This is a genomic window from Streptomyces sp. NBC_00258 (assembly GCF_036182465.1).
Lineage (GTDB): Bacteria > Actinomycetota > Actinomycetes > Streptomycetales > Streptomycetaceae > Streptomyces.
In genome coordinates this window covers 11488144-11500359 of the sequence record NZ_CP108081.1, presented here as the reverse complement: position 1 = coordinate 11500359, position 12216 = coordinate 11488144, and the positions used below count along the sequence as shown (strand labels likewise).

The 12216-nt window shown below is 68.6% G+C and carries 10 protein-coding genes; 4 read left to right on the top strand and 6 right to left on the bottom strand.

The genetic code is table 11. From position 1 onward, the window contains the following. Window positions 1-121 precede the first annotated feature (121 nt). The 5 genes from OG718_RS51015 to OG718_RS50995 all read right to left on the bottom strand — a co-directional run bounded on the left by OG718_RS51015 (window position 122) and on the right by OG718_RS50995 (window position 6544). Window positions 122-985, bottom strand: coding sequence for a DUF4132 domain-containing protein (locus tag OG718_RS51015; protein WP_328847490.1), 864 nt, complete (start codon window positions 983-985; stop codon window positions 122-124). 467 nt (window positions 986-1452) lie between these two features. Beyond that, a complete protein-coding gene (locus tag OG718_RS51010) occupies window positions 1453-3114 on the bottom strand; it encodes an IS1182 family transposase (RefSeq protein WP_443055186.1) in 1662 nt (553 codons plus the stop codon). A 104-nt stretch (window positions 3115-3218) separates the two neighbouring features. Then, on the bottom strand, window positions 3219-4415 hold the full coding sequence (locus tag OG718_RS51005; RefSeq protein ID WP_328847489.1) for an RNA-guided endonuclease InsQ/TnpB family protein: 1197 nt from the start codon (window positions 4413-4415) through the stop codon (window positions 3219-3221). Between the two features lie 252 nt (window positions 4416-4667). Next, a complete protein-coding gene (locus tag OG718_RS51000) occupies window positions 4668-5300 on the bottom strand; it encodes a response regulator transcription factor (protein WP_328847487.1) in 633 nt (210 codons plus the stop codon). Beyond that, window positions 5297-6544 carry a sensor histidine kinase gene (locus OG718_RS50995; protein ID WP_328847486.1) on the bottom strand — a complete coding sequence of 416 codons (1248 nt, stop codon included), beginning with the start codon at window positions 6542-6544 and terminating at the stop codon, window positions 5297-5299. Before OG718_RS50995 ends, OG718_RS51000 begins: the two co-directional genes overlap by 4 nt. A 170-nt stretch (window positions 6545-6714) precedes the next feature. On the opposite strand from OG718_RS50995, the gene OG718_RS50990 reads away from it, so the two are divergent. The 4 genes from OG718_RS50990 to OG718_RS54535 all read left to right on the top strand — a co-directional run bounded on the left by OG718_RS50990 (window position 6715) and on the right by OG718_RS54535 (window position 11776). Further along, window positions 6715-7503 carry a class I SAM-dependent methyltransferase gene (locus OG718_RS50990; RefSeq protein ID WP_143643196.1) on the top strand — a complete coding sequence of 263 codons (789 nt, stop codon included), beginning with the start codon at window positions 6715-6717 and terminating at the stop codon, window positions 7501-7503. Between the two features lie 352 nt (window positions 7504-7855). Then, complete coding sequence (locus OG718_RS50985) at window positions 7856-9103, top strand: DUF6236 family protein (protein WP_328847485.1); 1248 nt, start codon at window positions 7856-7858, stop codon at window positions 9101-9103. A 727-nt stretch (window positions 9104-9830) separates the two neighbouring features. After that, window positions 9831-11330, top strand: a complete 1500-nt coding sequence (locus OG718_RS50980; protein WP_328847484.1) for a DUF1996 domain-containing protein — start codon at window positions 9831-9833, stop codon at window positions 11328-11330. A 131-nt stretch (window positions 11331-11461) separates the two neighbouring features. Next, the gene (locus OG718_RS54535) at window positions 11462-11776 is read left to right on the top strand and encodes a DUF6924 domain-containing protein (protein WP_443055304.1); all 315 of its coding nucleotides are present in this window, start codon (window positions 11462-11464) and stop codon (window positions 11774-11776) included. A 55-nt stretch (window positions 11777-11831) separates the two neighbouring features. Here the strand turns inward: OG718_RS54535 and OG718_RS50975 are convergent, their stop codons facing one another. Next, the gene (locus OG718_RS50975) at window positions 11832-12128 is read right to left on the bottom strand and encodes a hypothetical protein (protein ID WP_143643192.1); all 297 of its coding nucleotides are present in this window, start codon (window positions 12126-12128) and stop codon (window positions 11832-11834) included. Window positions 12129-12216 lie beyond the last annotated feature (88 nt).

Here is a 12216-nt window from a genome sequence, read left to right as displayed (position 1 = left end):
GCCGTGCGGCCGGTACCCGGGGCGATGCTCGTCCGTGCGCGCCCGTCGGTCTCTGGTGTGTGCGGTGCCCCGGCCACGGCCGGGGCCGGGGGGTGTGCCGCCGTCCGTGCCGCCGTGTCGCTCACGCGGTGTGGTCCGCGGCCACGGTGCGGCCGGCGTGCAGGGCCGCGGCCATGCGCATACCCTCCGACCAGGCCACCGGGCCGACCTCGGACAGCCGCAACCGGTCCCGCCCATGGCACCAGCTCAGATCGCCGGTCCGGCCCCCTTCGTCGTAGTACGGATTGCCGATGCCGACCGACGCGGTGAAGATCCGCCCGCCGTCCCGGATCCGGCCGGTGACACAGCCGTCGGCGACCTTGTAGCCGAGCGAGGCGGCACGGGCGGAGAGATGGAACCACGAGCCGTACTCGGCACCGGAGAACTCACTGACCCTCTCGGCGTCAGCGTCGATGTCACCCGGCCTGCGCCAGGTGGCACGGTGGATCTGCTCGACACCCTGGACCACACCCAACTCCGCCGCGAACACCCGCAGTTCCTCCAGCTCCGGAAGCAGAACCGGGTGGGGCATGGTCACCGTGCGGGCGCAAAGGCGGACGGTCTCACCGTCCAGGTCCACCACCCGAAGCTCACCCGAATCGTCCGCGTCCCGCAGAAAACCGACCTCACCGGGGCCCTCGCCGACCACGACCACATCACGCAGTGCCGACCGCCACGCCTCATCGGGCCACACCCGCGCCAACAGGCCGGCCGGCACCGGCAGCGAGGACACCATCCAGGTGTCGACCTGCGCCGCACACTCCACCGCGTGCCGCTCCAGCCACTCGGCGAACCGCTGCAACTCGACCACTTCGGGACGGTCCCGTAACTCCCCCGGCAGCGCTCTCAACCGCCCTGCCGGGGATGCCTCCGACGCGGACCGGGCCACCACCTGCCCCTCCACCAGAGCGATCTCATAGGTGTCGTCCACCGCAAGCCAGCCCATTGGTCTTCTCTGCCTCTTTCACCGTTCGGAAACCGGCACAGCGCGACCGGCGGCCCGAAACGACCCACCCCGCTGTGACGAGGTGCCAAAGACTAGGTGCACTCACTGACAGTTGACGTGCCGTCCATCCAGTCGGGAGTTCGGCTGTTCGTCCGGCGTCCTCCCCGGTCCACCGGATGACCGGAGCGCAGCACATCCAGCTCCGTGAAGACGCCGCCATTCAGCCGGGCCACGGCGGCCCGCTGACCTGCTGCTACGAAGGTTCCTGCAAGCTGAGGTGGCGTCGGCAACCGGCAGGTTCAGGGCCCTGAGTGCGGCGATGTGGCCGATGGCCTCCGCGTCGATGGGCACGGTGGTCGGGGCGGGCCGGAACAGTGCTCCGTGCGGGGTGTCGTCGAATCCGTTGACTTCCTCCCCCTCCTGAAGGACTCCGTTGGGAAATCCACAAAGCGGCTCTCGGGAGCGGGTCATGCCGTGAGGGTGAGGCGTGCGAGGTGGGAGGCGCGAGTGGTGCCGAGCGGGGTGTCGTTCAGCCAGGCGTCGGCGCGGGTGATGTTGAGGGCGGTGACGGAGAGGACGTTCGCGAGGTGGGTTTTGCTCTGGCCTCGGTAGGGAGTGCGTCGTAGGTGGGTGCGGCGGACGGCCTGGGAGATGGTGCCCTCCACCCCGGCGCGCACGTCGTAGCGTTCCTTCCACGCGTCGGTGTGCTGCTCGGTGCGTCGTTCTTCGAGGATCTGCTGTTGCTCGCGGGGCAGCAGGGTCAGGCTGCGGCCCCACTTGCCATTGGCTGCCTTGGTGCACCGCGGTCTCAGCGGGCATGCGTCGCAGTCGGCGAGCGCGAAGTGCACCCGGACGAGCGGGGTCCCACTGGCCTTGCGCTGCTGGGACCAGCTGACACTGGACGCACCCTGGGGGCAGATGACCTTCCTGGCCTCCCAGTCCGTCGTGAAGGCGGCCTGGGTCAGGTCCGGCGCCTGCGCGTCCTGTCCGCTGTGGTGGGTGTCGATCCCGACGGGGCCGACCAGGTCGATGCCGTGGTCCTCGCGGGCGGCCAGGATGTGGGCGGCGGTGACATATCCGGCGTCCACCACATGCTCGCGCGGTGTCAATTCCCGCTCGGCCAGACGCTGGTGGATTGTCGCGGTGACCTCGGTGTCGTTGACGGTGGCATTCGTGGTCTCCACGTTCGTGATCAGATGCGGTGCGTCCGGCTCGCAGGTCTCACTCAGGTGGACCTTGTAACCGCACCAGCCCGACCCGCGCTTGATGCCGTAGTGGGCGTCCGTGTCATACGGCGAGGACAGCCGGTCTCTGGCCGGCGGGAGGTCCTTGCCCTCCCGCCAGCGCACCCCCTGTCCATCCCGGTGATACTGCTCCGCCCAGGCCCGGCGCAGGATGCGCACCGCGGGGACCTCGCGCAGCCAGGCCGGAGCGGCCGGCCGATCGATGGCGTCCAGGAGAGCGAACCCGTCCCGGCCGACCTGCTCGGCCCATTCCCGGCGGACGTCCTCCCCCTTGGGGAAGCGGTAGTTGTCGACCCTGGCCCCGTAGCGCTCCACCCAGCCGGGGCTGATCAACGGCGTCAGCCAGTCCGGGGCGGCCGCGGCCAGCGCCTCCAGCGCCGCCCGCAGTGTCTCGCCGACGAACTCCATGCGGTTCAGCGTGCGCACCGCGGCCAGCACGTGCGTGGAATCGGTCCGCTGCCGACCGCCGGCCCGCAGCAGTGCGGCGTCCGACAGCCTGGCCAGCACCACCTCCAGGACCCGCTCTTCCAGCCCGTGCGCGATCAAACGGGAGCGGAAGTCTCCCAGGACGGTGAAGTCGAACCCCGGATCATCCAGCTCCAGCCCCAACAAGAACTTCCAGTCCATGCGCGCTCGCACCTGGTCAGCGGCCTGACGGTCGGACAGTCCCTCGGCATACTGCAGCACCGACACCAGCGCCAGAGCCCCTGGCGAGATCGCGGGCCGGCCCCGATCAGGAAAGGCCCCGGAGAAATCCTCGTCCGTGAACAGCTCACCGAGGACTTCCCGGATCCGGATGGCCAAGGTCCCCTTGGGGAACGAGGCCCGCACCACCCGGGCCGTCAGCTCAGGCACCCCATCATCCGACCGCGACTCCAGCGACATCCCGCTCCCCCATCCCGCCAACGACCATAACCATCAGCAAGACGAACGACACAGCCCCGCTCGAATCACGACTTTCCCAACGGAGTCCTGAAGGAGGGGGATTCCTACGGCTCGCGCCGTAGGGGTTTCTGCTTCATCGCAGACTGCCCGCCCGGAGTTCTCCGTTGAGGTCTTACACCAGCTCCACAGACAGACGCCGTCAGCCCGACGGCCAGGATGTTCTTCGCCGCGTTCACGTCCCTGTCGTGGGTCGTCCCGCAGTCGCACGTCCAGGTGCGGACGTTGAGCGGCATCTTGTCCTGCAACGTGCCGCAGGTGGAGCACAGCTTGGAGGAGGGGAACCAGCGGTCGATCGCGATCACTTCGCGGCCGTACCACTGGGCCTTGTATTCCAGCATGCTCCGGAAATCCGACCAGGCCGCATCGCTGATAGCCCGGGCCAGGCTGCCGTTCTTCACCATGTTCCGAACGGTGAGGTCCTCGATCACGATCGTTTGGTTTTCACGGACGAGTCGAGTGGTCAGCTTGTGCAGGTGGTCACGCCTGCGGTCGGTGATGCGGGCGTAGACCTTGGCGGCCTTCCGGCGGGCCTTGGCCCGGTTCGCGCCGTCGCCCTTGGCCTTACGGGCAAGCTGCCGCTGGGCCTTGGCCAGGCGCGCGCGGTCACGGCGCTCGTGCCGGGGGTTGGAGACCTTCTCCCCGTTCGAGAGAGTCAGCAAGTGGTCGAGTCCGACGTCGATACCGATGGCCGCGTCGGTGGCAGGGAGCGGCTTGACGGACGGGTCTTCGCACAGCATGGACACGTACCAGCGTCCGGCCGCGTCCTTGGACACGGTCACCGTGGACGGCGCCGCACCCTCCGGGAGCGGGCGCGACCACACGATGTCGAGCGGCTCCGCCATCTTCGCCAGCGTCAGCTTGCCGTCCCGGAACCGGAACGCGCTGGTGGTGTACTCCGCCGACTTGCGCGACTTCTTCCGCGACTTGAAGCGAGGGTACTTGGCCCGCTTGCCGAAGAAGTTGGTGAACGCCACCTGGAGGTGCCGGAGAGCCTGCTGGAGCGGGACGGAGGAGACGTCGTTGAGGTACACGAGTTCCTCGGTCTTCTTCCAGGCCGTCAGCATCGCCGACGTCTGGTTGTAGTTCACCCGCTCCTGCCGCGTCCACGCCTCCGTACGCGCCGCAAGGGCCAGGTTGTAGACCTTCCGCACGCACCCGAACGTGCGCGACAGCTCCGCTGCCTGCGTATCCGTCGGATAGAAGCGGTACTTGAACGCCCGCTTCACGCGAGTGGTCTTCACGGTTCACATATTACTGGATCAGTTTGTGAAGGCCGGTAGTTGGGGGTGGACGCCGGTCCGCCCTGGCGGCGAACCGGCTTTTCCTGCTCCTGCTCCGCAGGAGCTTCGTTTCCCCCCGGCTGAAGCCGGGGGTATCCACGAAGGAGAGCCCCAATGACGGCGAGCTCTTGGGTGCCCGCAGCCCGATGGGGCGCATCGCGGCGACTGCCACAGGTGCGACGTCGTCGTAGGCGGCGAGGGCGCTGAAATTGCTCACTCCAGCAGCCGCCTCTCCTTGGCGACCGCCACGGCCCCCGCCCGCGTCTCCACCCCCAACTTGCCGTAGATCCGCCCGAGATGGGTCTTGACCGTCGCCTCGCTGATGAACAGGGCTCGGGCGATCTCGCGGTTGCCCAAGCCACGGGCGAGTTGTCCGAGGATCTCGTGCTCGCGCGGGGACAGGGTGGGACTCGGGCTGCGCAGCCGGGTCATCAACCGGTCGGCCACCGGGGCCGACAGAGCCGTGCGACCGGACGCCGCGTGGCGGATCGCCGTGAACAGTTCATCAGGGTGTTCGGCCTTGAGCAGATAGCCGGTGGCACCCGCCTCGATGGCCCGGGTGATGTCGGCGTCGGTGTCGAACATCGTGAGCACCAGGACCCGGGGGCCCGTCCCACCACACTCGGAGGTCAGGCGACGGGTGGCTGTCACACCGTCCATTCCGCCGTCGAGCTGGAGGTCCATCAGCACAACGTCCGGACTCAGCCGGGCAGCCATCGCGAGTGCCTCCTCGCCGGTGGCCGCCTCACCGACCACTTCGATGCCGTCGGCGCTGGACAGGAGGGCGCGCAGCCCCGCACGTACCACGGCGTGATCGTCGCACAACAACAGTCGGACGGGCGTCACAGGACGGGCTCCTTGGGGGTGGTCGAGGGGAGCAGTGGCACGGACGCCAGGGGTGCCAGGGGGATCGCCGCCGACACGACGGTGCCCTCGCCCGGGGTGGACTCCACAGTGAGTGTGCCGCCCACCTGTGCGGCCCGGATACCCATGGCGGGCAGCCCGTGCCCGCGCGCGCTGTCCGGGGGGCCGGACGAAGCGCGCGAGGAGTCCGCCTCGAATCCGCGCCCGTTGTCGGCGACGTCCAGCGAGATCTGGTCGTCCAGGCAGGTCAGGGTCAGCGCGGCCCGGGTCGCCGCCGCGTGTTCGCGCACGTTGGCCAGCGCCCCCTGTGCGATCCGCAGCAGCGCCGCCTCGACCCGTTCCGGCAGCCTGCCCGGCTCGCCGTCGAGCCGGAACTCCACGGTCAGCCCAGGACCGCTCTCCCGTTCGGCGAGTACGGCGAGCGCGCCCGGCAGGGTGTCGTCGGCGAGGTCGGCCGGCGCCAGGTCGTGCACGAACCGACGGGCCTCCGCGAGGCTGCGGGAGGTGATCTCCGCCGCTCTGTGAACGTGCTCGCGGGCCGCGTCCGGGTCGGTCAGCCAGACGCGCCCGGCGGCCTGGAGCAGCATCCTCTGACTCGACAGGCCCTGCGCGACCGTGTCGTGGATCTCCGCGGCCAGCCGCTGGCGCTCCGCCAGGACACCCGCCCGCCGTTCGGTGACAGCAAGGTTGTGACGCGTATGGACCAGGTCCTCGATCAGGACGCGTTGCCGGGCTCCCTGCCGCTGCAGATGCACCATCACGGCGGTGGCGACCGCGGCGACAGCGGGCGGGGCGATGACCATGTTGGGGTTCAATGCGCCCTCGGCGACGCGTACTTGGGAGGCCACGACCAGCACGGTGAGCACGGCCGCCACCGGCACCGCGATCCGCGGGGGCAGCGCGTGCAGACCCGCGAACAGCAGCGGCATCGCGCACCACGTGGCGCTCGGCGCGAGGGCCAGGAGCACGACCCAGACCGCGGACACCGAGCCCAACCAGACCAGATGACGCCTGGTCGGCGGCGAGCCGGAGGGCGGCGCCGGAGCCAGGAAGCGACCGAGGACGTACAGCAGACAGAAGACCGCGAACAGCGCCACCACCCACCCGGTGCGCGCTCCGCCGGCGTCGCGGGTCAGGAAGCGGACGAACGAGGAGCCGAGCAGCAGGAAGAACGCGGCGTGCACGACCGCGCCCAGCCAGCGCTCGTCCGGATCACTGTGTCTCATCCTCATCCTCCGTGTCTAACGCGTCGGGCGCGGCACCGCGTCAGCCGATCGGCTGACGCGGCCGTCCCCCGATCCTCCGCAGGACCGCAGCCTGTTGACCGAGCCGACCGCACCGCTCCCGCACCGAGGCTGAAACCACACCTTGTACCCCTCGGAAAGGCAGCGAGCGCATGTCCTCGAAGAACCTCACCGCCAACCGCGCCGCCCTCGGCCACCGCATCGGTTACGCCCTGCGCCACCCGGACCGGGTGCCCCGCCATCTGACCCGCGCCGCCCGGGACCTGTGGCTGCGCCACCGTCACGCCGACCACGTCTCCTACTACCGTGCCGTGATGCGCTCCGACACCCGGGCCGACCCGGACGCGGCGGTCGGCAGCCGCAGCCGTGAGCGATGGCTCGCGCTGGGGGCGATGCAGTTCGACTACCTGCTCGGCCACGGCCTGCGCCGCGAACACCGCATGCTGGAGATCGGCTGCGGCAACCTGCGGGGCGGCTGGCGGTTCATCCGGCACCTGGAGCCCGGGCACTACCACGGCATCGACATCTCGCCCGACATCCTCGTCGCCGCCCAGGACACCGTCGTGGAGATGGGCCTGCAACAGCAGCTCCCCACACTGACCCCGGTCCGCGACCTGACGCTGCGGTTCCTGCCCGACGCCCACTTCGACGTGGTGCACGCGCACAGCGTCTTCTCGCACTCGCCGCTCTCCGTCATCGACGAATGCCTGGCCCACGTCGGCCGGGTGCTCGTGCCGGGCGGCTGGTTCGACTTCACCTTCGACCGCACCGAGGGGGAGGAACACCATGTCCTGCGGGAGGACTTCTATTACCGCACCGAGACGCTCACGGCCCTGGCCGAACGACACGGTCTGCGGGCGCGCTTCATGGACGACTGGGAGGAACTCCCGCATGGCCAGTCCAAGATCCGTGTGACCCATGGGGACCTCGGTCCTCGGTGAGACAGAGCACGGTCCGGTATGCCTGCTCGATGCGGTCCAGGTTCTTCCTGGAGAGCGTGCAGGTGCCGGTCTGCCAGGCACGCAGGGTGCGGGCGGTGACGGTCAGTCCGGCCTGCCGGGCGGCACAGCTCGGCGTCGACTTTTGAGGGCAAGCGGGAGGTGAGTCTGTGATCCCGCGAGCCCCTCCGGCGCCGTTTGAATCATGGGCTCTTTGCGGCGATCCACAACCCTTGCACGCCGAACCGACAGCCGGTGGAATCGCCTCGGCCACCTGGCCCGGGGGCCTGGTTCTGGGTCCACTACGGTTTCCTGGCGAGACTGCCGAGAGGGTGGTCGTCGATCAGGAGTCGTCATGCTTCCACACGTCGGTCTGTACTACCCGTTCATCCACTTCCGCGACGAGCGATGGCTGAAGACGGCCGCGCTCTACTGGCGAGAGCTGGCGCGAGTCGTGCCGGACGGCTACCGGCTGTCCGACTCGCGGACCGCCCGTGTCCTGCGTGAGGACCTCGACTTCATCAGGCAGGTGGATCCGGCGGAACCCGCTCGGCAGGTGGCACCCATGTTCCTCGAAGTCCTCACCCGTCACGGGGAGGCCTTACGCGCAGCGGGATTCGGTGTGCAGCCGGCGTGGGACGACTGGGACCGCCGTGCGAGGCATCCCTTCGACCCAGTGGCTCCGCCCTCGTTCGGGCATGGGTCGAGGCACACCCACAGCACGGGAACGGCACGTCCTGGCATCGCAGCGGTCTACTGGGAGGAGTTCACCCCTCAACTGCGAGAGGCATTCCTGGAATCAGGGTTGGCAGCCGATGTTCGGCGCAGTCCTGGACTTCGGGAGCGACGCTCCCTCGCGAACGGCCGCTGGATGGCGATGGATGCCGGGCTCGCCTGGGTCTACAAGTGTGCGTTCGTCGAAGTACTCTCCCGCCAGGGCCGGTACACCCCCACGACGGACCAGCCCGACGCGCACCTGGCGTCGGACGGCTGGGATGCCGACCGGGTTGCCGAGACCCTCCTCGGCAGCGCGGGTATGACAGGGACTGCCCAGCCGGACGGCTTCGCCGACGCGGTCGGCCTGCTGGCCGTCCGCCTGGCCGTACCGGCCGGACTGGACAACGTACCGGTCGAGAAGATCGTCAAGCTGCGGGAGAACCACCGCGACGAGTTCGCCGCGTTCAACGCCACCGTGTCGCAGACCGTGGACGAACTGCGGCAGGAGCTGACCGGGGTGACATTGGCGGTAGCGCGCGAGAGCTATGTGCGGATGGCGGTCGAGCAGCGCTTCGATGAACCCTTGAGGAAACTGCGCGACGCGATGAAAGCGCAGGGCATCGGCACGGTGTACGGCCTGGCCAACGTGAAGTTCGAACTGCCTTCCGTGGTGAGCGCGCTCGCCCCTGCGGCCGCCGGTGGCTTCCTCGGCCAGCCCGCGGCGGGTGCAGCGGTCGGTGCCGCGCTCGCCGTCCTGAACGCCCGCCACACACACGGACAGCAGGTCAAAGACCTCAAAGCCGGGAATCCCGCCGCCTACCTGCTGTCGGTGCAACGCGGCCTCCAACCGCGGTCCCTCCTACGGAAGATCACCCGGCTCGCCTGACCTGGCAGGCGCGTTGGGCCGTCTCCTCCTGGATTCCGGCTGCCTACCGGCTTGCAGGCGCCACGGCTCTCTAGAGGCTGTTGGGGCAGCCCGTTCTTCCGCGCCGCGCTGCGAGATGCCCAGCCCGTCTTATCCTCGGGTCGACTCGTCGACGTCCTCACGCCTGCCGCCAGCTGGGGAGCACGGTCGGTGACCTGACCGTGCCGTCGCGCCGGTTTCCTGGTGCGAGCGTCCCAGTAGCGTCACACTCTGCCGCAGTCGCACGCCGTCATGAGGTGCTTCCCGCATCGCGGATGCCCTCGACCAGAGCTCCCCGAACTCATCGTTCGGTGCGGCCAGTTCTTACGAGAACCTGACACGACGGCCCAACTCCTTCGTCTCAGCAGCCCCATGAACAACTCTGGCTCCTGAACGACAGCTGGACGGAAAGCATCGACAGCCGCAGGAGCCGCGAGTGAACGGACCAAGCAAGCCCGACAGTTCGTTCCCATGCGGGCCAGCTCCGGAAGTCACGATCGCCGGGACGCTGGTGCTCCCCCTGACAGCGCTGCGAACACGGACAGCGTCCATCACGCGTCGGCTCGTCAGGATGCTTCGCACGACGGCCGACTGACCTTCGTCATCAATGGGTCCCTCAACGGGGCCAACTGGCAACACATCACTTACTTCTGGCCCGACCTCGCCCTTCCCGAAGTGGCGTTTCGCCCAGAAGAGTTCGGAGGAAACCATGCGGCGCAACGCGCGCAAACGCTCGAAGACCACTGGTGGCAAACTCATGGCTGCCGCTGCGGCTCTCACTCTGGGAGCAGGCGGACTGGTGGTCGTGAACGTGTACGCCTCCGCCCATGAGACGTCGGACGCCGACACCCTCAAACGATCGTCTCAAGGTGGGACCGGCCAAGCTGCGGCGTCGGAGGCCTCGACCATTGACTGCCCTGATGTCGGTGACCGGCTGCAGCAGGTGCCGGAACAGGCCCGGGCGGAGGTCGACAGGGAACTCGCTTCACTGGACAACCAGATCTCCGAGGCGTACCAGAGGCTGCAGAGTTCGACCCGGGCCATGCAGCAGGACAGCGGCTTCGCGAACAACGCCATCATGGGTCCCCTCAAGGACAAGCGAGTCGCGACGATCGACCGGATCGCCCTTTCCATCGGCCGAGTGGGGAACAAGCCGCAGGGCCTTGAGTCACTGGCCGCCTGTTCGCTGCGCGCTGCCGACGGTCAGAACGGCCAGGAGCAGGGCCAGGGGAACGGTCAGGGGGAAGAGCAGGGCAACGGGCAGGGGCAGCCCGCCGACGGCGGACAGACAGGCAACGGGCCTGTCGCAGCGGACTTCGTCGACATCACCGCTGTCCAGCCCAACGTGGCAACACCCCGCCGTTCGAAGCAGGCTTCCCGGGGGACCTTCACGACCCAGTGCGGCGTGAACGAGAACAAGCTGTACAACAGCGACAACGTCATCGTCGCACCCGGTGTGGACAACGGTGCTCACCACACGCACGACTACGTCGGCAACCAGGCGAACGACGCGTTCGCCGACAACGACGACTTCGCCGGCGGCGAGACGACATGCCAGAACCCGGGTGACAAGTCCTCCTACTACTGGCCGGTCCTCCGACTGCAGGACGGCACCGAGGAATTCGACGCCAAGCAACAGGGCGGCGGCGCCGAGGGCAATACCGGCAAGATCCTCACCGCATCAGAGGTGACTCTGGACTACGTGGGCAACGCGAGCAACAAGGTCGTGGCCATGCCCAAGTTCCTGCGGATCATCACCGGCGACGCCAAGGCGTTCACCAACGGCACCACGAACGCCAACGCGGCCTGGAGCTGCACCGGTTTCGAGGACCGCCAGCTCACGGACAAGTACCCGGTGTGCCCCGAGGGCAGCAGCCTGGTGAGGACGTCCAAGTTCCAGAGCTGCTGGGACGGCCAGAACATCGACAGCGCCAACCACCGCGCCCACGTCGCGTTCGCCGATCCGAAGTCGGGCGCCTGTCCCAGTGGCTTCAAAGCCATTCCTCAGCTCGTGCAGCGGCTGGTCTACGACGTGGACGCGCCCAGCCTCGACGACAACGGCCAGTCCAGCCCGTTCTACGCGGTGGACGGCTTCCCGGAGCAGATGCACAAGCCCATCACGGATCACGGTGACTTCGTCAACGTCTTCGACGAGCAGCTGATGACCGAGATGGTCCAGTGCATCAACACCGGCCGCAAGTGCCAGTGACTCCCCTGCCCTGACCGCTGTCCGCATCCTCGACGGCAGCCGGCAGAACCCACGACTGAGACCGAGGCTCGCCCGGCGACGGATGCACGAACTCCGTTGCCCGGCGAGCCTCTTCAGCGAACCTCGACCCGATGTACTACCAGGAGTTCATCGACTTTCCGCCACCTCGCGAATTCCGGAGCGTTCCGGTCGGCGTCCACGGCGTGCACGCAAATCTGTCGATCAGCAATATGGACTTCGCGGAGTTCACAGAGGCAGCGTTCCGCGATCCCGGCACAACGCTCTGGCGCAACAGGGTGGCGGCCGGTCAGGAAGAGGGCTGCTCCACCCCCGTGCTCTGTTCGGCCGTGGCCCCGTCCCGGTGCCGGTGGCGGGTCTCACGCACGATCAGGTCCAGCATCTCGTCCAGGGCGAGCCGCAGTTCGCGTTCGTCGGCATCGCGCTGACCAGCCGGGGTCTGACCTGTAATCGGGGTGCTCGGGGTCGTGTTCAGGGCGAGGCTCAGGGCGTGTCGCCGGAGTAGTGGAAGCGGCACATCACACCCGGGCCGGGGATACGGGGTTCGCCAGGGTGCGGGTCGTACAGCGCACGGCCGCCGGGCCACCGCGACAGCTCGGTGGACAGGGCGGCGCCGTCGTCGACCTCCTCCGGTCGCCATCCCGTGATGTCCAGCAGCAGTCCGTCCAGCGGCCCGCCTATGAGCGCCGCGTACGTATGGTGCGGCCGCGGGCCGGGGTCGGGGTCGTCGTGGTCGTGGCCGTACACCCGGCCGCGCAGCAGCTGCTCATCGCCGTTCATCCGACCAGCTTTCCAGCCGCCACCGACAACGGCGAAGGCGTGGATCTGGCTGCAAGCGTCTGCACCCGTTGCCGTCCCCATCGCGATC